The sequence below is a fragment of the Microbacterium sp. NPDC055599 genome, assembly GCF_053618975.1.
This window is the reverse complement of sequence record NZ_JBSHIM010000003.1, coordinates 107,249-130,590: the sequence shown is the minus strand read 5'-3', so window position 1 is coordinate 130,590 and position 23,342 is coordinate 107,249. Positions and strand designations below refer to the sequence as shown.

Sequence of the window (23,342 nt, the reverse complement as noted above, 5' to 3'; positions counted from 1 at the left end):
TCCCTCGCCGCGTTCGGGCGCGCAGTTCGGCAGCGCTCCGGAGCGCGGGCGGGCGCGGTAGGGTCGGCGAGTGAGCACTGAGACTTCCCCCGGCGGCTCGGCCGTCGTCATCGGAGACGCCCTGATCGACGAGATCCGGGATGACAGCGGCGTCCGCGAGTTCGTCGGCGGAGCCGCCCTGAACGTGGCGGTGGGTCTGCGGCGGCTCGGAATCCCCACGACGCTCATCGCGATGGTGGGAGAAGACGTCGCAGGCGCGCACATCCGCGAGTATGTGGCGGACCACGGCGTGCGCCTGATCGCGAGCGCGGCGCCGCACGGGTCGTCGCGCGCCGTCGTGACCCGGGCCGCGAACGGCGAGCCGAGCTACGTCTTCAACCGTGCCGCCCAGGAGCGCACGATCCGCTACTCGGACGAGGCGGTGGCCGCGATCGCGGACGCCGACCTCGCGGTCGTCAGCTGCTTCCCGTTCGACGCTCCCGCCGAGGTCGACGCGCTCGCGGCCGCCCTGGACGGTGCGCGCCTCGCGATCGACCCGAACCCGCGCACGGGCATGCTGAGCGACCGCGACGAGTTCGTGCGCGGCTTCGAGCGTCTGGCCGCGCAGGCCGAGGTCGTGAAGGTCGGCGCCGACGACGCGGCGGTGCTCTACGACGGCGACCTCGACGTGCTGCGCTCCCGTCTCCGGGGGCTCGGCGTGCGCGCGGTGCTGGCCACCGCGGGGGCGGACGGCGCGGTGCTCGAGTCCGACGCCGGCACTTCGACGGCCCCGATCTCCGCGCTGCCCGGGCGCCTCGTCGACACCGTGGGGGCGGGCGATGCGACGCTCGCCGCCGTCGCCGGCGGTCTGGTCGCCGCTGCTCCGCAGGCCGCAGGGGAGTGGGACGCCCTGCTGCGACGGGCCATGGACATCGCGGCCGCGACGTGCCGTGCCGAGGGCGGTCTGCTGCGCACGCCCGAGTCGCTCGCCGAGTCCGACCGCGGGGTGCACGGCAGCTGACGCCTCGATTTCTCGACCCCGCATCGTGCGGGTATGATGGATCTTCGTGCCCCCGGTTGGCTGTTGAAGTCGGACGGGTGCGCTCTGGCGAGTTACCCAAGTGGCCAAAGGGATCTGACTGTAAATCAGCCGTCTTCGACTTCGGGGGTTCGAATCCCTCACTCGCCACCACGGAAGCCCCCGCTCGTCGGGGGCTTCTTCCGTTTCGGCGCGCGTCTCACGAACCCGTGACACCGAGGCCCTCGGTCCGCCACACTGAGTGCCATGGGATCAGCGTTGACCACCATCGGACTGCCCGTCGCGCTCGGCATCATCATGCTGGGTCTGGGCCTCAGCCTCACCCTCGGCGACTTCGCGCGGGTGCTCAAGCAGCCGAGGGCGGTGATCGTCGCGCTGCTGTGTCAGCTGGTGCTCCTGCCGGCCGTCTGCTTCGGGCTCGTGCTGCTGTTCCAGCTGCCGCCGGTGCTGGCGGTGGGCATGATGATGCTCGCCGCGTCGCCGGGCGGCACCACGGCGAACCTGTACAGCCACCTGTTCCGCGGCGACATCGCCCTCAACATCTCGCTCACGGCGGTGAACTCGGTGATCGCGGTGATCACGCTGCCGATCATCACGAACCTCGCGATCGCCTACTTCCGCCCGTTCGATGACACGCTGGGGCTGCAGTGGTCGAAGGCCCTCGAGGTGTTCGCGATCGTGCTGCTGCCCGTCGCGCTCGGCATGCTGATCCGGCGGTTCTGGCCACGGTTCGCCGCGAGCATGGACAAGCCGGTGCGCATCGCCTCGGTCGTCATCCTGATCGTCGTGATCGCGGGCGCCGTGGCCTCGAACTGGACGCTCCTGGTCGACAACGTGGCGCGTCTGGCTCTCATCACCGTGCTGTTCTGCCTGGTCAGCCTCGCGGTCGGATTCCTCATCCCGCGGATGCTGCGGGTGGGCAAGCGTCAGGCGATCGCGACGTCGTTCGAGATCGGCATCCACAACGCGACCCTGGCGATCGTGATCGCGCAGTCCGTGCTCGGCTCGGTGGAGCTGAGCCTCCCCGCAGCCGTCTACGGGGTGCTGATGTTCTTCATCGCGTTCGGCTTCGGGTTCCTCATCCGCGAGCGCAGCGGTGCGTCCGAAGCACGGACCGCGCCCGCCGTCGAGGGCGTTTCCTAGACTGGAGTGATGCGAGCCCTCACCGAAGCCGACGTCCGGGCCTCGTTCGTGAACGCGGACGCGGACGAGCTGCGCGTCATGGAGATGCCGCACGACTTCCTCCTGGTCGACTGGGACTACCTCGACTTCTTCGCCTGGCGCGACCCGAGCGCGGGCAAGCGCGGCTACGTGCTGATCCAGCACGAGAGCCGCGTGGTCGGTGTCGTGCTGCGGGCGTCGGAGCCCGGTCGCGGGCGCTCCGGCATGTGCAACATCTGCCACACGATGCAGCCGGGCAACCAGGTCGCGCTGTTCTCCGCGCGACGGGCGGGCGAGGCCGGCGCTCGCGGCGACTCCTTCGGCACGTACATCTGCGCGGACCTCTCCTGTCACGAGAACGTGCGACTCGCGCATCCGCTCGCGCCGAACGAGATCCGCGCGGCGGGTCAGGCCGACTTCCGCCTCGACGGCACGCGCCGCCGGATGGAGGGGTTCGTCTCCCGCGTGTGGGAGCAGGGCTGAGTCCGGCTAGCCTGGATCCACACGTCCTGTGCTCGAGGGAGACGCCATGAGTGAAGCCATCCTGTTCGCGGTCGACGAGGGGATGGCGCGGCTGACGCTGAACCGTCCGGCTCGCCTCAACGCCTTCAACGCCGATCTGGCCCACGCCTGGCGTGACGCCACGGCCGAGGCCACCTCGCGGAGCGACGTGAAGGCGATCCTCCTCGACGCGGCGGGGCCGGCGTTCTGCGCGGGCGGCGACGTGATCGACATGGCGACCACGATGGGCGCCTCCGGTGCCGAGATCACCGCGCTCGCCGAGGTGATCAACGCGGGCATCCGCTCGCTGACCGAGTCGAGCATCCCGGTGGTCGCCGCCGCCCACGGTACGACGGCGGGTGGCGGGCTCGGCATCCTGCTCGCGACCGACTACGCCGTGGTCGGGGCACGATCGAAGCTCGGGAGCCTGTACGCCAACATCGGTCTCACGCCCGACCTGTCGGTGTCGGCGCAGCTGGCCCGTGCGATCGGTCAGCGCAGAGCGCTGCAGCTCGTGCTGCAGGATCGGCTGCTGACGGCGGCCGAGGCGCTGGAGTGGGGACTGGTGGCCGAGGTCGTGGAGGGCGAGGACGCGGCTGCGGAGGCGGAGGCCGTGCGCTCGCGCGCCGAGGAGGTCGCCCGCTTCTGGCTGGCCGGGGCCGCGGATGCCTATGGCCAGGCCAAGCGGCTGGTGCGGTCGCAGCCCGAGCGCACCTTCGTCGAGCAGCTGTCGGAGGAGGCGCGCTCGATCGGTGCCGCGCTCGAGACTCCCGACGCGCAGGCGCGGGTCGCCGCGTTCGCTGCGGCATCGGCGCGCAAGACGGCCTGACTCTTCCTCCCCAGCCACCGGTTTTCCTCGCGTCCGTCCGCACGGCGCGAAGATCCCCGAACCGGGACCGGCGCGCGTGGGAGGATGTGGACATCGATCGCCACTCGACGAGAGGACCCCCATGTCCCATCCGGACATCAGCACGCCGCCGCAGGCTGAGAAGAAGAACATGTCGCTACTCATCCGAGGCTCGATCTGGGTGGCGATCGGCGCGCTGATCGCGGCCGCGCTCGTGTGCGTGGTGTGGGTGCTGATCGGCGACCAGAACGGCCTGATCGGTCGTGCCTTCCTCACGATCCTGCTCCTGGCCGCGTTCGCCGGCATCGCGATCCTGGAGGCCGGGCTCGCCCCCAACCGCCCGGACTGGCTCCAGCTCGCGAGCATGGTCAGCTGGGTCGTGGCGCTCCTGGTGGGGCTCGTGAAGATCTGGCTCCCGGAAGACGGCATCTACTTCGGGGCGGAGCGCTTCTTCCAACTCCTGCTCGTGATCGGAGTGCTCCAGCTCGCCCTGCTGCACGTGCGTCTGTTCACGAAGGCGGCGCAGCGCCACGTCACCACCTTCACGCGCGTCATCTTCATCGTGACGGTCGTGTTCCTCGGTGCGCTCGTGGCGATGCTCGTGTTCTTCCTCGCGTTCCCGAACACGTTCGACTACAGCGAGCTGTACTGGCGCATCGTGGTCGCCCTCACGATCCTGGTCGCGGTGGGCACCACGCTCATCCCCCTGCTGAACGCGCTCTTCGCGCCGAGGAGGGCCGCCACGCCGACGCCGCAGAACCCGGCTCCCGCGTGGCCCACGTTCGCCGACGGCCGCACCCCGCTCCCCGCACTGCCCGACGGCTCGCCCGACTGGAACGCGTACTACACCGGCTACCCGACGGCTCCGCAGCAGGCTCTCCCGCAGCCGCAGACCACGGCGTTCCCCGTGGTTCCCGAGGCCGCGGTCGCGCAGCCCGCGCCTCCGGCTGCGCCCTCCGCACCCCCGGTGGCCCAGCCCGGCCCTCCGGTACCGGACGCACCGGTGCCGCCCCGACCCGCCGCGCCGGAGCCCCCCGCGCCGCATCAGGGCGAACCTCCCGCGTTCCCGCCGCCCCCTCCCGCGCCGGGGAACCGGGCGTCGTGACAGTGTCACAGGAGCAGGAGCTCGGCGCGCTCGCCGCGGAGGTCGCTCGGGAGGCGGGGGAGCTCGCCAGGACACGCCGACAGCAGGGGGTCACCCTGGCCGCGACCAAGTCGACACTGGCCGACATCGTGACCGAGGCCGACCGCGAGGTCGAGGCGCTCATCCGCGACCGTCTGCTGACGGCGCGGCCGCACGACGGCTTCCTCGGCGAGGAGTCCGGTACGGCGGCGGGCGACAGCGGGATCACCTGGGTGGTCGACCCCATCGACGGCACCGTCAACTACGCCTACGGCATCCCGGCCTACAACGTCAGCATCGCGGCCGTCCAGGGAGAGCCCGACCCGAGCCGGTGGGAGGCGCTCGCCGCCGCCGTGCACGCACCGGCCGTGGGGGAGACGTTCACCGCCGCTCGAGGTCACGGAGCCTGGCTCGACGGCAGGCGCCTCGAGGTCACGCAGGAGACACCGGCCGGCGCGCTCCTCGCCACCGGGTTCGGCTACGACCCCGCGACCCACGACGGCGACCTCGCGACCGTGCGCCGGGTGATGCCCATCGCGCGGGACCTCCGGCGGATGGGGTCGGCCGCACTCGACCTCGCGTACGTCGCCGCTGGTCGACTCGACGGCTACTTCGAGCGCGGACTGGCCCCCTGGGACCTCGCGGCGGGCGCGCTCCTGGTGAGCGAGGCGGGCGGCATCGTGACGCGCGTCGACACCGACTCCCCTCGGCCGCTGCTGATCGCCGGAGGACCAGCCGTGCACGCGCGGCTCACCGAGATCCTGTGCTGAGAAACCTGAACTGATACATGGCATTCCCAGGGTGATCGGGGTAGTGTTTACCCGATCGTTACTTTCACCACCCGAAGGTGAAAGCTGTCATTGCGCCCCCGAGCAACACGAACGACCGAGAGACTAGTTTTGCCCTTCGAGAATCCCCAGGCTGCCGCTGCGCCCACGCGTCGCTCCAGCCGTCATCGCACTGCGGCCACCGAGGCCCCGGCGACCGGGACGACGGCACCCCTCGCTCACGCGGAGACCGTGGTCGCGCTCGCCGCCGTCGCACCCCTCTCCCGTCGCGCCGCACGTCAGCGGCCGAACGACGTCCCGCCGGTGCCGCAGGCTCCCGCCGAACCGTTCATCGCCGCGACGCCCGCGCCCGCCGTGGCCGACGTCCCCGCCGTGCCCCTCGCGGCGACGCACGAGGCACCCGCCGAGGCCGCAGGCGCCGAGGTCATCCCGCCGGCCTCCGAGCCGTTCGTGGCCGAAGCCGACGCCGAGGGAGACGCGTTCGAGCGTGCCTCGCGCGCCTTCCGCAGCACCGGCACCGTGCGTACCGTCGCTGCTGCGGCCGCGAGTGCCCCGTCATTCGCCAGCGCCGCCGACGTGCAGGGTGCGGCGGCCGAACACGTCGCATCGCGTCCCCGCCGTCTCCGGCGCTTCGTGACGGTCGGCGCGACCGTCGGTGTCATGGGTCTGGCCGGACTGCTCGCGGTCTCCATGACGCTGCCCGCCGAGGCCGTCGCCGCCGCGCGCGGAGGGTCGATGGCCTCCACCTCCCTCGTCACCGCTGCCGCGGCCGACGCCGCGGGGTCGGCGAAGGACGAGATCCAGGCCTTCGTCGCGCCCTCCGACGTGCAGAACGCACCGCTCACCCGCAACGACGACTACAGCACGGTCTCCCTCGTCGAGGTCGCGGCCGAGCAGGGCATCAACTACTCGGGCGAGGTCTTCACGAACGACCCCGACGCCGCCATCCAGTGGCCGTTCATGGTCGGCGTCGGCATGTCGTACGGCTATGGCATGCGCAGCGGACGCCTGCACGAGGGCATCGACTTCACCCCCGGCAACGGCGCGCCCATCCAGGCGATCGCCGACGGCGTGGTGCGCACCGCCACGGAGCAGGGCGGCGCCTACGGGGTCACGGTCTACATCGACCACGTGATCGACGGCCAGACCATCACCAGCCACTATGCGCACATGCAGTACGGCTCGCTCCAGGTGAAGGCGGGCGACCGGGTCACCGTCGGCACCGTCATCGGCAAGACCGGGAACACGGGCCGCTCCTACGGCGCGCACCTCCACTTCGAGCTCATCGTCAACGGCACGACGATCGACCCGATGCCGTGGCTCCGTGCCAACGCCGGACGCACGTCGTACTGACCGGCCTGATTTCATGAGGACGCCACAGTGATGGTATTCTCGTGTGGTTGCCCCGCGAGGGGCAGCACGCCCCGATAGCTCAGTGGCAGAGCACTTCCATGGTAAGGAAGGGGTCGTCAGTTCAATCCTGACTCGGGGCTCGGAGTTCGCATCTGCGATGCGGATGCCGTGCGGCAGGGTAGCTCAGTTGGTGAGAGCGCACGACTCATAATCGTGAGGTCGCGGGTTCAAGCCCCGCTCCTGCTACATCGCCCCTCTCCTAGTCTCGACTGGGAGAGGGGCTTTCTTCGTTCACGGGCGATTCCCCCGAGTGTAGCCGCGGGTGTAGCCCATCGCGATTTTCAGGACAAAGCGACCCACCGGTACTGGCCGGCGCCCATCCTTGAGTTCACGTATGTCACCCCGTGAAGCCTCGTGAGCGCCTTCTTCTCGAACACCCTCACAAGCTTCGGCTCCACACCTAACTCCTCAGCGATCGCGCCAATCGACGGGTCCAGGGACTCCGCTGCGATGTATGCGGCCGGGTCGATCAGCAGACAGGCGGCGTAGTAGTCGGCGGCTTCCTCGAACCGGGGATTTCCGTAGCAGCGGTGATCGTAGAACGCGTGACCTAACTCGTGAGCGAGAACCGTATCCCGCTCCACCGGGGTCAGCTCATAGTCGTAGACGACGACCTTTCGGTCAGCGTCGTAGAACCCGCGTTGCGGCCCATCTATATGAGCCACATGAACGGACACGCCCAGCGACGCTGCATGGGCGAGCAGTTCCTTCATATGTCATTCCTTCGGGGGAGTGCGCGGGTCGTCGTTCGCCGCCATACCCTGCGGGGGAACAACACGGCCGATGTAGGGGATGTCGTCGGCGGGGTCGACGTTAGTTGCAGGCTCCGACGTTCGGGTGAACTCGGCCACCAACTTCTCCACCCCGCCATAGTCCTTCAACGCCTCCTCCACCATCTCCAACGCGGGAACCTCCACGGCCGTCGAAATGCGCTCGAGCTCCGAGACGGTGATCTCGTTCTCCCCGGCCTCACGTCGCTTTAGGTTCGAGTCGGCGATACCGGCAGCATCCGCCAACGCCTCACGGGTGAGCCCAGCCTTGACGCGCTTCGACTTCACCACCTTTCCGAGGCAGACGTCGAAGTCGCTGATGATCTTTTTGGGACGAGGCATGCCCTCATCCTAGGCCCCTCAGCATCCTTCATTGGCCAAAAAAGTGTCAGATGTGCTTGCGTGGGTCAAACAAGACCTGTTAGAGTTCAAACATGACCAAGAACATCCCCTCCAGGAGAAGGCCCTTCGAGGCCGACGATGTTTCACTGACCGCCGGTCGCCGTGAAGCCGACGCGCTGGTGCGTTCCGAGAGGGACGTGTCCGTGCGTGAGCTTCTGGCGACCGGCGGTCTTCGTGCTGCACGGGAGGTCTTCGGATGACCTCACCCACCCTCGACAAGCTCGCGTACTCGATCCCGAACTTCGCAGTCGCGGTCGACTTGTCGATCGAGAAGGTTCGCCAGCACATCGAGCGTGGGGAGCTAGTTGCTTCGTACGTCGACTCCAAGCCGCTGATCATGCGCGAAGAGGGCGAGCGCTGGCTGCGAACTCGCCCAGCCGAAAGACCCGAGCGGGTTTGAGTCACCGCTAGCCGGCCTTACCGGCTCCCGCCTATGGGCTTCACCGCTCATAGCGCGGACGAGTGCACCCAAAAACGGGGCACCACAACAACACATAGTCGTCTTCCGGAACCCCTTCGGGGCAGGAGATACACCGTAAGCCGATGCCCGCTCAGGGCCCGGTTGAGGAAGGCGACGTTTCACAGAACACCGACTACGGGGCTCCGAGATGAGTGCGGGCCTGTTGGGTGTGGAGTTCAGTTTTACTCCGGGAGCTACGGGGGCAGGCATTCTCCATCACGTATGTGGTGTCTGCTGCTACACGGCGATGAGGCGCATAGGGGTGCGCTTACGACTCGTCAGGAACGGCCCGGAACGCGCTGACGGTCCTTGCTGGGGTTCGACTCCCCAGGGCGCACGCAGAGGTACTGCACTGGGAGGTCGCAGCATGAACGATCAGATTCCAAACGAAGGCAACGAGGGGCGGAAGTCCTCTGAGGGCGACCCGTGGTATGCGCCACTGGACCCCGCCAAGAGGGAGCGATCGTTCCGCATCTGGGAGCAGGTGAAGGACATGTACTTCGGCCGCGACTTCCCCGAGGCATACAACTCCCCAACCGGGGAGGAGACATGAACGATCTGGAAGTTTCGTAGTACTTGGCTCGTGCGTGCGCTCGCGGATCGGCGCACGGGCACTTGGTTGGTGGTTTCTTGAGTTGTTGCGCGGTTGGGAATCCGCGCGTACTCCCACCGACCCGGGGGCTGATGTTGCAGCATCAGCCCCCTTCTCAACCACATGGAAGGATGAAGGACATGAGCAAGTTCGAACGGGCAGAGGTTGTCCAGCGCCTCCGGGAAGCGTTGGCATTCGCCTATGTGGATGCGGCGATGGATGACGAGGTGTCTATCGAAGGCTGTGAAGGCGATGAAGCTCTAGATGTGCAGTTCGTGCAGTACTCGTTGGAGACGAACGAGCCGATCGCGCGCTTCTCGGTGTCTTTCCGAGTTGAAGAGTTGCCGTTGTAGCTCTTAGCGCCCGTCTGTTCTTGAACCGGTTCCCATGTTGGGGGCCGGTTCTTTTGTTGTCCCTGCACCGCTGGGGTGGTTGCGGGGGGTGTGCGTGGTGTGGGGCTGCGTGCGTGGTGGGGGTTCGGGTGCATGGGGTTACCCGGACCCCCACCGTTTTGGTTTCGAAGCAAAGGAGCAGGGCCATGAACATCGTTCGTCGTTTGTTGGCGGCGCGTCGGGATAGGCGGTTGCGGGTTGCGGGGTTCCTGGTCGAAACGGCCGCCTACCAACGCGCACTACACAAGGAAGGCCACTGATGTTCACCGTTGAAGGCTGCGACAAATGCGAGCTAGCGAACGCTCACGGTGGGCCGGGCCACTTCAATCAATCGAGACTCTGCCACTACAGAGGCCGCCTCGTGCCTCACTGTAGCTGCCGGGCTTGCTGGGGGTAGACGCATGGATGAGCTGATCGAACGGGTAGCGAGGGCGATGTATGAAGCGCCCGACCCTGACGACCCCGAAGAGACCATCTGCCCGTGGCCACCAACCCAACCCGACGACCACGCATGGTGGATCAGCCGCGCACAGGTCGCCGTCAACACGATCAAAGGAGAACCGTGATGGATGACCGCATCTTCCGTGAACTATCGGACGGCCTACAACTCAACACAATGTGGCGTATCGGCCTGATGGACATGTGGGACGAGGTTGAACGGGTCATCCTCAAACGGCCCGTCCGATTCCTCACCGAAACACAGAGAGAAGCCATGCGATGAACGACTACACACCGTCCATGCACTACTTCCGGCGGCAGTACGCGAACAGGTTCACCGCTGAGGCCGACGTGATTACCGCCGAAGAACGGTTCGACGCGGCCCTGACTGCTCATGACGCCGAGGTGAGGGCGCGAACGTTCCGTGAAGCGGCCGGGCTCGCCCGAATCTACGACACCGGCTATGACACCACGGCGGCGACGATCGCGGAAGCACTAACGGATGCCGCCGCCTGGCGCGAAGGGGCCACAACGTGATGACGGTCAGGTTTGCGGCGTTCACACTCGCCGCCCTCTCCCTCGGGTGTATCGCGTTCACCCCCAACAGCCCCGCAACCCTCTGGTTGACGGGGCTCTTCTTTACCTTCTTCGCCATCGTCTGCCTGACATGCCGCGAACCCAACCGTGCGAGGAGAGGCCATGACTCTTGATGAAGCACTCGACCGGTTGGCGCAGGAACAGGCATACCTCAACCACACCCAACACGGCACCAACCACACAGCCATCGCACTCGCACAATCCCACGTCCGCTACTGGGAATCCGTAGTGGCACAGAAACGACTCGAAGACCAAGGAGGTTGGCGACCATGAGCATCCCTTGTCCCACGTGCGGCGCATCCGGAACAGACTCATGCGTTCGAGGTAGGGCGCCCAGGCCAACCGCGGTGATCGGCTCCCGCGCGCACTTCGGAGATGACGCCTGGGTTTGGCGGCAGCAGATTCCGTTTCCGCAGGGCCATGACTCCCGTCGAACCGTGAACGCGAGGCAGCCATGACCAGCCGTATCCGTGTCGCGCACACCGAATCCGGATGCTGGGCCGCCTACCGCGGCACCTACGTCCTCGACATCTACCCCTCCTTCATGTGGGCCTACGCATACAGAGCAGCACTCAACGAAGCCATCTACCAGAACCTCGGCATCACCGGAATCGAGATGAGCGCATGACCCTCGACGATGCAATCGCATTCATCCAGCGCGGGAACTGCATGGACTGTTTCCATCCGGAGTGTCTACGTCGCGCTGACCTCGCGAGCGCACTCATCAAACTCGAACAGGAAGATCCGTTGCCATGACGCTCACGGCGTACGCCGAGCTCGATCAGGGCTGCTCTGTCGATGGCTGCGACAGAGATAGGCGCACCCGCGGGTGGTGCAGCTCTCACTACACCCAATGGCGCAACACGGGAGTGATCCCGACGCGCCCATTCACCGTCGTGGCCCGGTTCTACCGATACGTCGACAAGGGTTCTGAACAGGAGTGCTGGCCGTGGCTCGGAACGGTCAAGAAGAACGGATACGGACAGTTCTGGTTCAACGGGAAACCCGACCGGGCGCACCGCGTCTCATACGAGTTGACCAACGGGGAGATTCCTGAAGGAATGCTGATCCGTCACACCTGTGACAACAAGAGGTGCGTCAACCCTGCGCACTTGATCACTGGGACCGCAAGAGACAACGCGCGGGACGCGGTGGAGCGGGGCCTTTACCCGCGGGGCGAAACTCAGGGGCGATCCAAGCTGACGCTGGAGCAGGTCAATGAGATCCGCCGCAATTGGCGCGAGCGAACCGAAACTCAGAAGTCCATGGCAGAACGATTCGGCGTTTCCACGTCGGCCATCCAGCTTGTAGCAACCGGCCAGAGCTGGGTCGGATTGGGAGAAAGCTCATGACGCTCAAGGTGTACTCGAATCTCGTCCAAGGAGAACAGGAATGGCTGGACGCGAGATGTGGCCTACTCACCGCGTCCACCGTCGGAAAGCTCATCACTCCGGCGACACTCAAGGTTGCGGACAACGAAACATCACGCGGCCTCACCATGCAGCTCGCCGCTGAACGCATCACCGGACATGTCGACTTTGTGTACCCGACCGCGGACATGCAGCGGGGCACGGATGACGAACCGTACGCCCGTGATGCCTACGCCGAGCACTTCGCACCGGTCGAACAGGTCGGGTTCATGGTCCGCGACTTCGGGGCATACCGCATCGGCTACTCACCGGACGGACTCGTAGGAGATGACGGGCTGATTGAGATCAAGTCACGGCGCCCCAAGGAACACCTCAAGACCGTACTCAAAGGGTTGCCGCCGCTCGAGAACATGGCCCAAATGCACGCGGGCATGCTCGTGTCTGGCCGCGAATGGTGTGACTACATCTCCTACAGCGCCGGCCTCCCGCTCTGGGCCAAACGCGTCCACCCCGACCAGCGGTGGATCGACGCCATCCACGCCGCCGCCGAGACGTTCGAGATCAACGTCACCAACATCGTCAACAACTTCACCACCGCCACGCACGGCCTACCCATGACCGAACGGCGGGCAAGCATCGAGGAGATCACATTCTGATGGCTGCCTACAACCGACGCACACGCACTGAGGTGTACCAGGAGATCTCGCTTGAGTGGCCAACGAACGTCGCGGAGGTGGAGAAGGCAATTGGAGCCGCTCGCAGGTCTCTGGTTCCTGGAACTGAGCGAGACGACACCTTCACGGTGACTCACGATGACGATGAGCTCATCATCCGATGGATCTCAGCGACTCGAACGGCGGGAGAGTGAACGTGGACATCACCGATGCTCTGGCGCCGAACAGCGACCAGCTCGACGCGATCGAACTCGTTGCCCCTCGCACATTCACCATCGCCGCTGGCGGGCGGCTGGCTGTCCGCGACGGCAAGACGGTGGCCGAAATCGCGCTCGAGGGCTTCCCCCGCGTATGGCGACCCAGCAAAGGCATGCTCGACGTGCTCGCCCGATGCTGGGGCTCCGACGCGAAACAGTGGGTAGGCCGCCGCGTCACCCTCTACAACGACCCCGACGTCATGTTCGGCAAAGACCGCGTGGGTGGCATCCGAGTTAGCCACCTGTCACACATCGACGGCGAACAGTCCGTGCCCATCCGCGCATCCGGTCGCGGTCGTGCGCCCAAGCCGTGGAGGGTCCAGCCCCTCGCCGAGACACCCGTGGACCCGTCGGTGGTTGATGCTGCACACGCCGCCATCAACCAGGCAACCACCACCGTGAAACTCGACGAGATCGCCGCACACGCAACACGCATCGGCATCCACAACCAGGTGAAAACCGCGATCGACCAGCGGCGGGCAGAACTCACAAACTGACGACCGATCAGCTCACAAACTGACGACCCAACTTGAGGGCGCGCAACCGATCACGGATGCGCGCCCTCACTGCACCCCAGGAGACACCCATGTTCGAACCAGGAGCCCGCGTAAGGGCAACTATCGAAGGCGAACTCGAACACATCGTCCCTTCACCCACTGGCCTCAGAGCGGCGATCAAGATCGGCAACGGCATCAGTCTCACCGTCCCTTACCCGGACCTTGCGCCCGCACGAGGAGAGAAATCGTGACGCGCAACCGTGCATCCGCGAGGAAGGCCGGGAGCTCGTTCGAACGGGCACAAGCAGACTGGCTCGCCAAGAGACTCAACGACGACCGCATCGACCGGCGCGTGAAAACAGGCACCAAAGACCGCGGAGACATCGGCGGAGTCAGATTCGCCGGCAACCGCGTAGTCATCGAATGCAAGAACACCAGCCGCGACAACCTCCCCGCATGGGTACGTGAAGCCGAAACCGAACGCGGCAACGACGACGCACTCATCGGAGTCGTCATGTTCAAGAGACGCGGAACGACCGATCCATCGCAGCAGTACGTCGCCATGACCGCCGAGACATTCGCAATCTTGCTCGAACAGGGGGTTACGTCGTGAGCGAATCGTGGGTTGGTATTCCCGGATCGCCCGGATACGAAGTGAGCAACTTCGGAAGCGTCAAGTCTCCGCGAGGGCGAGTTCTTATCCCACAACCGAACGGGAAGTACGGATATCTCAGCGTTCAACTTGGCCGAGCGCGTCGGGAGTATGTTCACCGCCTGGTTGCCGCCGCGTTCATCGGATCGGTCGTCGGAATGGACGTAGATCACGCGGACGGCGATACGTCCAACAACGCCGTAGCCAATCTCAGGATTATGACGCACGCCGAGAACTTGCGTGCCCAGCGTGAACGCAAGCCGTTCTGCAAGCGGGGCCATTCCTTCGAGGATGCCGTCTGGTATCGAGGTCGCCGGCATTGCCGTTCCTGCATCCAGATGCGGGACAGGGCGCGATCGCCGCGGCGCAAGGTGACTCCATGACGATCCGTGTGTATACGGAGGACAACCTGACCCCTGAGGAATGGATGCAACAGGCCGCATGCGCCAACACGAACCCCGACCTCTGGTTTCCCCTCCACGGCGACAAACCGACCGCAGACGAAGCGAAACGCATCTGCCGCGAAACATGCCCCGTGCAAGCACAGTGCCTCGAGTTCGCGCTACGTACAGGCCAGTCAACCGGCATCTGGGCTGGGTTCTCGGCGAAGTCGTTGCAAGCAATCAGGAGAAGGAGGGGCGCATGAGTTACCTGACAGCACCGGGCGCAATCCCAACCACGTACGCCCGCGAACAGCCCGCATGCGGTCGCTGCCCACGCTGCCACCCCGGCAAAAACTGGGGTGGCGACGAAGCATGCCGCATCAACACCTGCACATGCCACAGGGCGCCAGAACGATGAGGAGGAACCGTGGCACGTGACAGAGCGAATATCCGGACTGACATCTGGAACGACGACGACTTCCGAAGCCTCAGTCCACACGCCCAGTTGCTGTACTTGCAGCTCCTCACATCGGCCACCCTCACATACGCGGGGGTGGCCGATTGGCGTCCTAAGCGGATCGCGGCACTAGCAGCCGGCCGCACCCCGAAGCAGACCGAAGACGCTGCGCAGGAACTCGTGGACGGCCTGTTCGTGGTGATCGACGAGGAGACAGAGGAAGTGCTGATCCGGTCGTTCCTGAAGCACGACGGCCTGTTGCAGAAGCCGAACGTCACCAAGGCGATGGTTACCGCGTACGGGCAGGTGTACTCGATGGTCCTCAAGGGCGTGATCGTGCACGAGCTCAACCGGCTTCACGAGAAGTTCCCGGACTGGCGTGGGTTCGTTCTCCCAGAGGTTCAAACACTGCTCGGGAACCGTTCGGTTAACCCTTCCGAGTTGGTTTCAAACCGTTCCCCGAACCCTTCCGAAAAAAAGGCCCCACTACTTACTACTAACTACTTACTACTGGCGACTGACAACCACCTACCCGCGATCGGCGAACGATCGCTCGAGAGTGAGTTCGAAAGAGCCTATGAGTGGTGGCCGAAGAAGACGGAGAAGAAGCGCTCGTTGGCGAAGTTCTTGAGCCTCGCGAAGACGATGAACGTGGACGCCCTGGTGGCGGACATCATCCGGTTCGGTAAGGCGTACACGGACACGACTGACAAGAGGTATGTGCCGGCGCTTGTCGTCTGGTTGAACGGTGAGCGGTGGAACGACGAACCACCTGTCGCGGACACGGCGACGATCAACGCGCAGTGGGATGCGGCGATGCGTGAACAGGCTGACCCGTGCGCGGGGGGTCATAAGTGGGCTGTGGATGGGTCGTGTGTTCGCTACCCATGCACGGGAAGGAGAGACGAATGAAGCGAAACATGACCCTGGAATCACAGGCAGAACGCGACCTGGACTTCCTCCGTTGCGAACGATCCGGCATGACCGCCACTCAGATCGCGGAAAAGTACGGCGTAAGCATCCGCACCGTCACTAGGTGGCGCACCCGGCTCGGAGTGAATCATCTACCCCCCGCTACTGCGCACCCTCCCAGTGATCGCGCCCTCGTCGAACGCTTGCTCGACGAGGGTTGTTCTTTCTTGGAGGCGGCGAGGACGGTTGGTGTCGACCGGTCGACCGTCAAGCGTTGGTTCCCTGACCGTGAGCCTTGGTCAAGGTCGGAGGTTGGCCGGTTTGCATGGCTGGTTCGACGTTATGGGGAGGTCGCGTGACTGAGGCATACACGGAGACGCGTTTCGTTCACTGGGTGGGGGATTGGTCGAAAACGCTGCATGCAAACGGACCCGCATCCTTCAAGTTCTTGACTGGTTACCCGGACGACGTCACATGCAAGCTGTGCAGGACGCTCCTGGACCGAGATCCTGAGGATTGGGCATGACCGAAGTTGTTGTGTACACCCAACCCAACTGTCAACCCTGCAAAGCCACACTCCGCAGGTTCAACACCGCAGGCATCCCGGTCAAGGAGGTCGCTGCGGCCGACTACACCGACCTGTTGCAAGCAATGGGCCACCAGTCCGCGCCTGTCGTCATGGACGGGGTGCGGCACTGGTCGGGATACAGGCCTGACCTCATCGACGAAACCATCAACACAAGGAGAAACACGTGAACCCCTGGGACGTCATCGGCTGGCTCATTCTCTCAGGCATTGCCGGAGCTGTAGCGCTGTTCCTGCTTTCCCTGACCGTCGCCGCCGTAAGCACGATCAAGATTCGGCTGGCGCGGAAGAAACGCCAGACCCGCAACTCGAAGGAGGCCAACTGATGGCTGATGTTCAGGTCCGATCCGCGTTCGTCGACAAGGTACTCGTCGGCACAGACGGCCCGTGGGGACTCAAAACCAGCGAACCCCACTCCCGCAAGAACGACGCCGGCGGGTACGACACCACGGGCCGCACCTTCCGAACCATCCGCGGCAAGAACATCGACTGGACCCAGTTCCGTGAGAAGGACCGGATCTCGTTCTTCGGCCGGGAAGAGACCGTCGAACGTGAGCACGACGGGAAGAAGTACTACGACCTGCTCGTGTGGGTTGATGGGGTGACGGTGCTGCGGAACACGGGCCAGTCTCGCCCGGCGCCCACACCCGAACCCGCCACCCAGACCGACGCATGGACGACACCGGGGAGCTACGGCGATGACACACCCTTCTGACAACACGCCCACCGCTACCGACGACGAGCGGGAAGCGCTGAAGAACGCGATTGGCTACGACCCGGTCCCGCTCAGCATCCGGGACCACCCGGAGATCCGCTTCGAGTATCGGACGACCGCCGACCGAGACGGCCTGATTGAGCGCATCCTCGCTGCTGTCTTCCGTCGTTCCGAGGTGCCGGAGCCAAGCGCCGAGCGGGGAGCCGATGCCCTCTGCGGTGATTGGCCCGCGCCCTGCAACTGCGACGAACCCGAAACGCACGACGGGAGTATTCCGCGCTGGCTTGTGCAGGAGGAACGACACCCCGAGCCGCAGGGCGAAGCGTCCGACGCGCAGATCGAGGCCGCGGCGCGTGCCATCCACTCGGTCGCCGAGAGCGGAGCGTCGTGGCAGGACGCACGGATGGCAGACAAGGAGCAGCACCGAGCGGAAGCCCGTGCTGCTCTGTGTGCTGCGTTCGCCGTCGCCGAGCAGGGAGAGAACCGATGAGCGAGCAGACGATGGTCGAAGCGGTCGGCGGAGTGATCCACACGGGCTACCAGGAAGACCGCGACCCGTACGACGTGGCGCGAGACGTTCTGACCGTGGTGTCCCGAATGACGCGGCAATCATGCACCCCGAGCGCCGAGGCATATTCGGCGGGCGGGGACACGCTCATCTACGCCATAGCCGACTGGATCGCACCCGTCATCGAACAGGAACAGAACTATGGCTGAGTCGCGGGTGGTGATGTCGCGGTCGGGGTTTTGTGCGTTCCCGTCTACCCGCGACCACACCGGATGCGTGTACCCCACCTGCACATGCAACTGCCACGAAAGCGAGAACCCATGATGTTCAAGATGCGGATTGAGCTAGAAACAGACACGTTTGTGACTGCCATCGAGCAGTGCGTTCCGGCTTCGCAACTCGGTGACCACGAGGAGTTGACGTTCGAGGTACTCAACGAGATCCGAAGTATGTTCGCGGCCGTGATGCCAGCCGGGGCAGCAGCGCAATCCGAGGGCGGTTTCTGACGTGGGACTATTCAGGAAGCGGCGACAGGTTAGTGATCCGTTGGCGAACGTGCGCAAGGCGCACTTCTGGTTGCAGTACCAGATCCTTGCGATGACTCTGGGATTGACCCGCGCTCAATGGGAGACCATCAAGGTCGAGTTCGGGCGCGTCTGGTCCACGGGCGACTCGGTCGCAGACTTCATGTTCGCGGCGCGGCTGGCAGGAGTCGAAGTGGACGCTCCCGCCGACTGGGGCAAAGAGCCCTGGGACGCACACGCCGCACAAGCCAAGGAAAGCGAGAAACGATGACCGAACTGTCTGATGGGATGGCCCGACTGATCGGACCATGGACACTCACCGTAACCGTCGACAACCAGGCCAGACAACAACACTTCCCAGCCCTCGTCGACATGCTCAGCGGGCAGCTCGCACCCGGAATGGAAGGTGGAAGCGGGGGAGGGTTGCCGTCGACCCGCAACATCCTCGACGTCCAGTCCCTCGACCTGCTCATCCACATGCAGGACGTCACCCGGGCATGGTTGCAGGAATGGGGTGTTCAGGGTGCCGGCGAGCTCAAGTTGGATCTTCGCGGTTTCTGGGAACGCCTCAACACGCTCCACAACACGGGTGCAATGGACGACACCACCTTCGAACACCTCTCGTCGTACCCGGACACGTGGGCGGCGAAAGTGTGGGATCTCATCGAACCGCCGAAGACTGTCCCGCTGCGTCGAACGGAATGCCCAAAATGCGGAGCCGACAAGGTGAGCAACGCGGAGGGGGAATCAAGCGACAACCTCACAATCACCTTCCGGGTCGGACACGAGTTCACCGCCGAATGCCGCAACCGGGAATGCGCGGCCGTCTGGATCGGCGTGAAAGGCCTACAGGATCTCGGACGATCTCTCGGCATCGAAATTGATATCGACACGCTTCAGGAAGCGGTAGCACAAATGGGCTGAAGTCTGCTATCCTGATATTGCTTCGGATTGTTGTGTCCGAAATCAGCCGCTCAACCATTATGGTGGGCGGCTTTTCTGTTCCTCCCGGTCGGCTCATGGAATGACCCGTGGCGAATGGTCGGTCGAGGACAAGCCGGGTCGACGCCGGCGACACTGCACGCAAACGCGCGTGCCACAAAAACACGACAGCCCCACAGTGAGACTTCCGGAATCCGGCGGCTCTCACAAAGCGCGCAACCCGTCGTGTCAAACGCTCGTGTCCGGGTAAAGCCGCGGCGAGCAACCGGGGATTGGCGTAACTGGCAGCCGCGCGCGATTCAAGATCGCGCGTCCGAAAGGACGTGAGGGTTCGACCCCCTCATCCCCGACAATGCGAGGCCGTCACAGCATCGCGTGACGGGAAGTTGCAACCCTCGCAGAAGACCCCGGCCCGGTTGGAGGAACCGGACAATCGCTTTGCCGCTGCATGCGGCCGGGGCACGTCTTCATAACTTCACAGAGCATGTTCACGGCTTATGCCCAAACCGGCTATGAAAGGTGACCCCAGTGTCGCTCTCAACCCGTCTCGCGGCACCGCCCGCACCCAAGCCCACCAAGTCAGGCCTGGAAGCCTGGCTCGCAAGCCTCACCGAAACGGACAGACAGGCGGTACTCGCCGCCGTCACTAACAACGGTTGGGAACACGCTGACCTACTCCGCGAGCTCACCAACGAAGGTGCCCCCGCGGTGAGCGTGACAACATTCGGTTCGTGGCGTCGAGAGCGGGGCTACCGTGGCACTCGCTGACCGGCTCACCATCAACCCTGCGGCTAACAACCGCATCCTGATCCTCGACGTTGAACGCGTCGCTGGCATCACTCAGCAGGCATGGTGGGAACGCCGCGACTTGCAGAAGCGGTACATCCACCATGAGACGGTGGTCCGTGAACCGCGCACGACGATCGTGTGTGCGAAGTGGTACGACAGCCCCGAGGTGATCCGCCTCGCTGAGTGGGACAAGGGCGGGCGTGGGGCGTTCCTGAAACGTGTCCACGCTCTCATGTCGACTGCGGACATCATCGTTGGCCACAACCTCGACAATGCGGACATCCCGTGGCTCGAGGGTGACCTGTACTTCCCCCGCATCGGGCACAAGCACAAACCGAACCTTCCCCCGTTGCCGCCGTTCAAGACGGTGGACACGCTCAAGGTCGCCCGCCGATTCAAGTCGGGCGTCGCGTTCAAGTCGCTCAACGCTCTCTGCCAGATCCTCGATATTCCCGCGAAGACGGACGAGTACGACCGTGACCGGATGGAACGCGCCGTAGCCGGCAACGTCGAGGATCAGGAACGCCTGGTCGACTACTGCGCCGGTGACGTGATCGCCACTCAGGGCCTCTACGACTGGTTCCGGCCGCACATCAAGAACCACCCCGCACTGTTCGTCGACGGGAAGAACAAGCTCACCGTCTGCAACAGGTGCGGTTCTGACACGGAACCGACGTCGCGGCGATATGTCGCGAACGTGCTGAGCTACACGATGCTCCGCTGCACCTCTTGCGGTGGTTACTCGCGTCTCAGCCTCGAACCGCAGCGCATGTCAATCGTGCGCGGCGTCTGAGCGGGCACCAACACTTGGCGGTCTACCTGTTGGTAGCAACACGGACCGCCAACACATAGCCTCCCACCTCCCACGCAACAGCCACAGGGCAACAGCCACACATGTAGGGCAACCGGCGTCGAGGAACGGTGGGCAGAACCATGTGTGTGTTTCGCGACACACTCTTAGTTGTGTCGCGAAACACACACCCTCCACGATTGGAGCTGATGTGGATGGCATCGACACCGAGGACTACTCCCTAGCCACCTGCGACGCATGCGGGACCAGCGTCCGAGGCAAAGCAGTCTTCGCGCTCCCCAGCGGCCGCACACTCGTCTACTGCGGACACCACGCCCGCAAGTACGCAGACACCGCACTCAACATGGGCGCCCTCATCGTAGAACTCACACCCGCCTAGAAAGGCACGCTCATGGAGAGCGAACGACAGACCATGCACGCAATGGCCGTGCAAGCCCTCGAAGGTGAGGGCGACTTCCTGCTCAGTGTTGACTCACACGTCGGAGAAGACGATGACTAACCACGCTTCGGTGCTTCAAGCGCTCCAGGAACTCGACGGCACAACGCGCTCGGCCATCCGACTCCTTACCGGCGCAAGCGATCAAGAGATCGACGCACTCGGAGGGGTACCCGATGACGCCTGAGTCGTGTGAACAACTGTTTGAGCTAGTTGACGATCGGCTCTACTGTGACCTACCCGCCGGGCATGCCGGTCCGCACAAGGACGCATCCATGGAGCACGGATGCGTCTGGTGGCAGAAAGAACACACAAGGACAAGCCATGCCGATTGAGCTCCCCGAAGGCGCAGTCGAAACCCACGGCATCCACGTCGTCTCCTACATCACCCAAGACGGCGGATCGGCATACGTCGTGAACGCAACCGGCGACTCATCCATGACCGCCTACCTCGGACTACTCGTAGTCGCACAGCAAGAGATCCTGAGATGGAACGACGACGATGGATGACCGCATCGAACGGCTCTGGCAAAAAGCCGAAGAAGCCATCGACCGCAACGACACCGACCAAGCCGAGGAATACCGCGTACTCGCCGGCCACATCGCATGGCACCGACGCAAAGAAGCACGCGAACTCAACCGGACACTCGAACACGTCCGCGAGGCCGAATGATGCGCGCCATCACATGGACCGCCGTCGCACTCACAACGGTCATCCTCGCCTACATCGTCCGCGAACCCGCACTCCACTGGGCGTTCAACCACAAGACGGACCAGCCCGAAACACCAGACGGATGGACACCCAAAATGCGCACCTGGATCAACGGGATCGAACAGTGACCGCCACGGCCTGCGCACGATGCGGACGCCCCGCCACCTACCCGGTCAGCGGGACCATCACATGCGCCTGCGGAAACCGAATCCACGGAGCACACACATGACCGATACCCACGTCTGCGAAGACTGCGGCACGGGCTGGAACTCCGAAGCAAGCGCCGACGCATGCTGTGTCAACGACGACCTAACAGGGTACGACCCGAGCAGGCGCCGGCTCAGCTACCGACTCTCCTACGACTGAACTCCACGCCCACAACCCTCAGCAACAGTGACGTTACTGAGGGTTACCACCCATAAACCTCAGTAAGAGAAGGTCAACGATGAACGACGAGGTTCGCTTGCTTGAGGATGCGGCCGCATTTCTTGAGTCCCTGACGCCCATCGAGATCACCTCACGAGAGGGCGTCAGCTTCTCCGTCACGACAAACCAGTCTCCACTCCTACGGGTAGCGCCCTTCCTGGCCAGGGAGATGCGCGATACCGCCCGAGAGTACTCAGAGCCGGAAACCACCGTGCTCTGCGAACACTGCTGGTCGAACGTCAACATGGCCAAAGCCATCATCGGCCACGACTAGGCAAAGAAGGTCAACGATGACCCGCACACTCCACACCTGCACCACCTGCAACGAACAACACGTCAGCATCCTCGCCATGCTCCTCTGCTGCGACCCAGCAGCACCAGGCGACACCGACTAGTCGTCAGCTGGGTCTTCGTCACCAGTAGCGAGGCAACCATGGTCAGGCGCAACACCGCAATGCAAGACCGCATGCGCCAACACGTCCGCCGCATCGGGGGCAACTGCCGACTCTGCGGCGAACCCATCGACTACGACATCCCATACTTCATACCCGGAACACGCAAACCAAACCCCGAAGCATACGTCGCCGACCACATCATCCCCGTCCACAAAGGCGGACGGCACGACACCAGCAACGCACAACCAGCGCACTGGCGATGCAACAGCAAGAAACGCGCACGACTCGACGCACCAATCATCAAAAGATCAGGTGCACTCAACTGACCATCGAACCTCGCTTCGACGACCAGGGGGAGTGCCCCCACCAGCCCACCCCTGCCGGGTCTCCGGGGCTTGCCGTCCTCCCTCCCCGACCTTTTTTCCACAAGGTGGTGGTCATGTGAGTGGTTCGAATGGTGGTTCGTCGAACGTGCGTTCGGTTGCTGATGCGGCGAAGAACGGCACGACTCGGGACTTGTTGGAGGCGACGAGGGATCGTATTGCGACTGCGGTCGAGGATGCTTCGACTCCTGCGCGTGATTTGGCTGCGTTGACTAAGCGGTTGATGGAGACGGTGCGGGAGATCGAGGCTATCGACGCGCGTAAGCAGCAGGAGGCTGAGCATGGCGCCGATGTCCCCAACGGGAAGTTCGACCCGGACGAAATCTAGCTCGAGCCCGCGGTTGTCTGAGGCTGCCCGTCACGTTGTTTACCCGCCGACGATTCGCGAGACGGTTTGGGATCGGGTTGAGCC

General features: G+C 64.4%; 41 protein-coding genes and 4 tRNA genes. 43 read left to right on the top strand and 2 right to left on the bottom strand.

All coding sequences use genetic code 11. The annotated features are described in order from the left end of the window. Positions 1-70 precede the first annotated feature (70 nt). The 10 genes from ACWGQ1_RS03860 to ACWGQ1_RS03815 all read left to right on the top strand — a co-directional run bounded on the left by ACWGQ1_RS03860 (position 71) and on the right by ACWGQ1_RS03815 (position 7,037). Complete coding sequence (locus ACWGQ1_RS03860; protein ID WP_206251715.1) at positions 71-1,000, top strand: PfkB family carbohydrate kinase; 930 nt, start codon at positions 71-73, stop codon at positions 998-1,000. An 86-nt stretch (positions 1,001-1,086) separates the two neighbouring features. Beyond that, positions 1,087-1,171, top strand: a tRNA-Tyr gene (locus ACWGQ1_RS03855). Between the two features lie 93 nt (positions 1,172-1,264). Next, a complete protein-coding gene (locus ACWGQ1_RS03850) occupies positions 1,265-2,161 on the top strand; it encodes a bile acid:sodium symporter family protein (protein WP_136036358.1) in 897 nt (298 codons plus the stop codon). A gap of 9 nt (positions 2,162-2,170) precedes the next feature. After that, entirely contained in the window at positions 2,171-2,662 is a 492-nt protein-coding gene (locus tag ACWGQ1_RS03845) for an FBP domain-containing protein (RefSeq protein ID WP_136036359.1), read from the top strand. 46 nt (positions 2,663-2,708) lie between these two features. Further along, on the top strand, positions 2,709-3,509 hold the full coding sequence (locus ACWGQ1_RS03840) for an enoyl-CoA hydratase/isomerase family protein (RefSeq protein WP_136031649.1): 801 nt from the start codon (positions 2,709-2,711) through the stop codon (positions 3,507-3,509). A 169-nt stretch (positions 3,510-3,678) separates the two neighbouring features. After that, positions 3,679-4,632 (top strand): hypothetical protein, encoded by a 954-nt coding sequence (locus ACWGQ1_RS03835; RefSeq protein ID WP_452312401.1) that lies wholly within the window; start codon positions 3,679-3,681, stop codon positions 4,630-4,632. A gap of 2 nt (positions 4,633-4,634) precedes the next feature. Then, complete coding sequence (locus ACWGQ1_RS03830; protein ID WP_378823202.1) at positions 4,635-5,420, top strand: inositol monophosphatase family protein; 786 nt, start codon at positions 4,635-4,637, stop codon at positions 5,418-5,420. A gap of 129 nt (positions 5,421-5,549) precedes the next feature. Then, on the top strand, positions 5,550-6,791 hold the full coding sequence (locus tag ACWGQ1_RS03825) for a peptidoglycan DD-metalloendopeptidase family protein (protein WP_452312400.1): 1,242 nt from the start codon (positions 5,550-5,552) through the stop codon (positions 6,789-6,791). Positions 6,792-6,859: 68 nt separating this feature from the next. Beyond that, positions 6,860-6,931 (top strand) — tRNA-Thr (locus tag ACWGQ1_RS03820). Positions 6,932-6,963: 32 nt separating this feature from the next. Further along, a tRNA-Met gene (locus tag ACWGQ1_RS03815) sits at positions 6,964-7,037 on the top strand. Between the two features lie 95 nt (positions 7,038-7,132). Here the strand turns inward: ACWGQ1_RS03815 and ACWGQ1_RS03810 are convergent. Together ACWGQ1_RS03810 and ACWGQ1_RS03805 are read right to left on the bottom strand one after the other, a co-directional pair. Next, entirely contained in the window at positions 7,133-7,564 is a 432-nt protein-coding gene (locus tag ACWGQ1_RS03810; RefSeq protein ID WP_452312399.1) for an ImmA/IrrE family metallo-endopeptidase, read from the bottom strand. A 3-nt stretch (positions 7,565-7,567) separates the two neighbouring features. Continuing rightward, a complete protein-coding gene (locus tag ACWGQ1_RS03805; RefSeq protein WP_452312398.1) occupies positions 7,568-7,963 on the bottom strand; it encodes a helix-turn-helix domain-containing protein in 396 nt (131 codons plus the stop codon). A gap of 92 nt (positions 7,964-8,055) precedes the next feature. Here ACWGQ1_RS03805 and ACWGQ1_RS03800 point away from each other — a divergent pair, with 92 nt between their 5' ends. From ACWGQ1_RS03800 to ACWGQ1_RS03640, 33 genes are all read left to right on the top strand, one after another. Then, complete coding sequence (locus ACWGQ1_RS03800) at positions 8,056-8,223, top strand: hypothetical protein (protein WP_452312397.1); 168 nt, start codon at positions 8,056-8,058, stop codon at positions 8,221-8,223. Beyond that, a complete protein-coding gene (locus ACWGQ1_RS03795; RefSeq protein WP_452312396.1) occupies positions 8,220-8,423 on the top strand; it encodes a hypothetical protein in 204 nt (67 codons plus the stop codon). Before ACWGQ1_RS03800 ends, ACWGQ1_RS03795 begins: the two co-directional genes overlap by 4 nt. Before the next feature lie 427 nt (positions 8,424-8,850). Next, positions 8,851-9,036 (top strand): hypothetical protein, encoded by a 186-nt coding sequence (locus ACWGQ1_RS03790; RefSeq protein WP_452312395.1) that lies wholly within the window; start codon positions 8,851-8,853, stop codon positions 9,034-9,036. 179 nt (positions 9,037-9,215) lie between these two features. Beyond that, the gene (locus ACWGQ1_RS03785; protein WP_452312394.1) at positions 9,216-9,428 is read left to right on the top strand and encodes a hypothetical protein; all 213 of its coding nucleotides are present in this window, start codon (positions 9,216-9,218) and stop codon (positions 9,426-9,428) included. Positions 9,429-9,868: 440 nt separating this feature from the next. Beyond that, positions 9,869-10,033 carry a hypothetical protein gene (locus ACWGQ1_RS03780; protein WP_452312393.1) on the top strand — a complete coding sequence of 55 codons (165 nt, stop codon included), beginning with the start codon at positions 9,869-9,871 and terminating at the stop codon, positions 10,031-10,033. Further along, complete coding sequence (locus ACWGQ1_RS03775; RefSeq protein WP_452312392.1) at positions 10,033-10,188, top strand: hypothetical protein; 156 nt, start codon at positions 10,033-10,035, stop codon at positions 10,186-10,188. The genes ACWGQ1_RS03780 and ACWGQ1_RS03775 overlap by 1 nt, the downstream gene beginning before the upstream one ends. Continuing rightward, the gene (locus ACWGQ1_RS03770; RefSeq protein ID WP_452312391.1) at positions 10,185-10,442 is read left to right on the top strand and encodes a hypothetical protein; all 258 of its coding nucleotides are present in this window, start codon (positions 10,185-10,187) and stop codon (positions 10,440-10,442) included. Before ACWGQ1_RS03775 ends, ACWGQ1_RS03770 begins: the two co-directional genes overlap by 4 nt. 514 nt (positions 10,443-10,956) lie before the next feature. Beyond that, positions 10,957-11,130 carry a hypothetical protein gene (locus ACWGQ1_RS03765; protein WP_452312390.1) on the top strand — a complete coding sequence of 58 codons (174 nt, stop codon included), beginning with the start codon at positions 10,957-10,959 and terminating at the stop codon, positions 11,128-11,130. A 124-nt stretch (positions 11,131-11,254) separates the two neighbouring features. Further along, positions 11,255-11,854 carry an HNH endonuclease gene (locus ACWGQ1_RS03760; protein WP_452312389.1) on the top strand — a complete coding sequence of 200 codons (600 nt, stop codon included), beginning with the start codon at positions 11,255-11,257 and terminating at the stop codon, positions 11,852-11,854. Continuing rightward, positions 11,851-12,528 carry a YqaJ viral recombinase family protein gene (locus ACWGQ1_RS03755; RefSeq protein ID WP_452312388.1) on the top strand — a complete coding sequence of 226 codons (678 nt, stop codon included), beginning with the start codon at positions 11,851-11,853 and terminating at the stop codon, positions 12,526-12,528. The genes ACWGQ1_RS03760 and ACWGQ1_RS03755 overlap by 4 nt, the downstream gene beginning before the upstream one ends. Positions 12,529-12,742: 214 nt before the next feature. Next, positions 12,743-13,300: a hypothetical protein gene (locus ACWGQ1_RS03750; RefSeq protein WP_452312387.1), complete on the top strand. Its 558-nt coding sequence runs from the start codon at positions 12,743-12,745 to the stop codon at positions 13,298-13,300. A gap of 247 nt (positions 13,301-13,547) precedes the next feature. Next, entirely contained in the window at positions 13,548-13,913 is a 366-nt protein-coding gene (locus ACWGQ1_RS03745; RefSeq protein ID WP_452312386.1) for a hypothetical protein, read from the top strand. Then, positions 13,910-14,335 (top strand): HNH endonuclease, encoded by a 426-nt coding sequence (locus ACWGQ1_RS03740; RefSeq protein WP_452312385.1) that lies wholly within the window; start codon positions 13,910-13,912, stop codon positions 14,333-14,335. The genes ACWGQ1_RS03745 and ACWGQ1_RS03740 overlap by 4 nt, the downstream gene beginning before the upstream one ends. Next, the gene (locus ACWGQ1_RS03735) at positions 14,332-14,598 is read left to right on the top strand and encodes a WhiB family transcriptional regulator (RefSeq protein WP_452312384.1); all 267 of its coding nucleotides are present in this window, start codon (positions 14,332-14,334) and stop codon (positions 14,596-14,598) included. Before ACWGQ1_RS03740 ends, ACWGQ1_RS03735 begins: the two co-directional genes overlap by 4 nt. Positions 14,599-14,762: 164 nt before the next feature. After that, entirely contained in the window at positions 14,763-15,704 is a 942-nt protein-coding gene (locus tag ACWGQ1_RS03730) for a hypothetical protein (protein WP_452312383.1), read from the top strand. Then, positions 15,680-16,063 (top strand): helix-turn-helix domain-containing protein, encoded by a 384-nt coding sequence (locus ACWGQ1_RS03725; protein WP_452312382.1) that lies wholly within the window; start codon positions 15,680-15,682, stop codon positions 16,061-16,063. The genes ACWGQ1_RS03730 and ACWGQ1_RS03725 overlap by 25 nt, the downstream gene beginning before the upstream one ends. Positions 16,064-16,226: 163 nt before the next feature. Beyond that, positions 16,227-16,460 carry a glutaredoxin domain-containing protein gene (locus tag ACWGQ1_RS03720; protein ID WP_452312381.1) on the top strand — a complete coding sequence of 78 codons (234 nt, stop codon included), beginning with the start codon at positions 16,227-16,229 and terminating at the stop codon, positions 16,458-16,460. Further along, positions 16,457-16,615, top strand: coding sequence for a hypothetical protein (locus ACWGQ1_RS03715; RefSeq protein WP_452312380.1), 159 nt, complete (start codon positions 16,457-16,459; stop codon positions 16,613-16,615). Before ACWGQ1_RS03720 ends, ACWGQ1_RS03715 begins: the two co-directional genes overlap by 4 nt. Continuing rightward, the gene (locus ACWGQ1_RS03710) at positions 16,615-17,004 is read left to right on the top strand and encodes a hypothetical protein (RefSeq protein ID WP_452312379.1); all 390 of its coding nucleotides are present in this window, start codon (positions 16,615-16,617) and stop codon (positions 17,002-17,004) included. Before ACWGQ1_RS03715 ends, ACWGQ1_RS03710 begins: the two co-directional genes overlap by 1 nt. After that, positions 16,988-17,494 carry a hypothetical protein gene (locus ACWGQ1_RS03705; protein WP_452312378.1) on the top strand — a complete coding sequence of 169 codons (507 nt, stop codon included), beginning with the start codon at positions 16,988-16,990 and terminating at the stop codon, positions 17,492-17,494. The genes ACWGQ1_RS03710 and ACWGQ1_RS03705 overlap by 17 nt, the downstream gene beginning before the upstream one ends. After that, entirely contained in the window at positions 17,491-17,721 is a 231-nt protein-coding gene (locus ACWGQ1_RS03700) for a hypothetical protein (RefSeq protein WP_452312377.1), read from the top strand. Before ACWGQ1_RS03705 ends, ACWGQ1_RS03700 begins: the two co-directional genes overlap by 4 nt. A gap of 111 nt (positions 17,722-17,832) precedes the next feature. Further along, a complete protein-coding gene (locus tag ACWGQ1_RS03695; protein ID WP_452312376.1) occupies positions 17,833-18,018 on the top strand; it encodes a hypothetical protein in 186 nt (61 codons plus the stop codon). Between the two features lie 40 nt (positions 18,019-18,058). Continuing rightward, entirely contained in the window at positions 18,059-18,307 is a 249-nt protein-coding gene (locus ACWGQ1_RS03690) for a hypothetical protein (protein ID WP_452312375.1), read from the top strand. Then, on the top strand, positions 18,304-18,960 hold the full coding sequence (locus ACWGQ1_RS03685) for a hypothetical protein (RefSeq protein ID WP_452312374.1): 657 nt from the start codon (positions 18,304-18,306) through the stop codon (positions 18,958-18,960). Before ACWGQ1_RS03690 ends, ACWGQ1_RS03685 begins: the two co-directional genes overlap by 4 nt. Before the next feature lie 284 nt (positions 18,961-19,244). Then, a tRNA-Leu gene (locus tag ACWGQ1_RS03680) sits at positions 19,245-19,328 on the top strand. A 404-nt stretch (positions 19,329-19,732) separates the two neighbouring features. After that, a complete protein-coding gene (locus tag ACWGQ1_RS03675; RefSeq protein WP_452312373.1) occupies positions 19,733-20,560 on the top strand; it encodes a hypothetical protein in 828 nt (275 codons plus the stop codon). After that, positions 20,502-20,957 (top strand): DUF7455 domain-containing protein, encoded by a 456-nt coding sequence (locus tag ACWGQ1_RS03670; RefSeq protein WP_452312372.1) that lies wholly within the window; start codon positions 20,502-20,504, stop codon positions 20,955-20,957. Before ACWGQ1_RS03675 ends, ACWGQ1_RS03670 begins: the two co-directional genes overlap by 59 nt. Before the next feature lie 381 nt (positions 20,958-21,338). Further along, entirely contained in the window at positions 21,339-21,524 is a 186-nt protein-coding gene (locus tag ACWGQ1_RS03665; RefSeq protein ID WP_452312371.1) for a hypothetical protein, read from the top strand. Further along, positions 21,517-21,687, top strand: a complete 171-nt coding sequence (locus tag ACWGQ1_RS03660) for a hypothetical protein (RefSeq protein ID WP_452312370.1) — start codon at positions 21,517-21,519, stop codon at positions 21,685-21,687. Before ACWGQ1_RS03665 ends, ACWGQ1_RS03660 begins: the two co-directional genes overlap by 8 nt. Further along, entirely contained in the window at positions 21,684-21,854 is a 171-nt protein-coding gene (locus tag ACWGQ1_RS03655; protein WP_452312369.1) for a hypothetical protein, read from the top strand. Before ACWGQ1_RS03660 ends, ACWGQ1_RS03655 begins: the two co-directional genes overlap by 4 nt. A gap of 317 nt (positions 21,855-22,171) precedes the next feature. Next, positions 22,172-22,426 carry a hypothetical protein gene (locus tag ACWGQ1_RS03650; protein ID WP_452312368.1) on the top strand — a complete coding sequence of 85 codons (255 nt, stop codon included), beginning with the start codon at positions 22,172-22,174 and terminating at the stop codon, positions 22,424-22,426. Between the two features lie 159 nt (positions 22,427-22,585). Further along, the gene (locus ACWGQ1_RS03645; protein WP_452312367.1) at positions 22,586-22,873 is read left to right on the top strand and encodes an HNH endonuclease; all 288 of its coding nucleotides are present in this window, start codon (positions 22,586-22,588) and stop codon (positions 22,871-22,873) included. 115 nt (positions 22,874-22,988) lie between these two features. Continuing rightward, a complete protein-coding gene (locus ACWGQ1_RS03640) occupies positions 22,989-23,258 on the top strand; it encodes a hypothetical protein (protein WP_452312366.1) in 270 nt (89 codons plus the stop codon). The last annotated feature ends 84 nt before the right edge of the window (positions 23,259-23,342 follow it).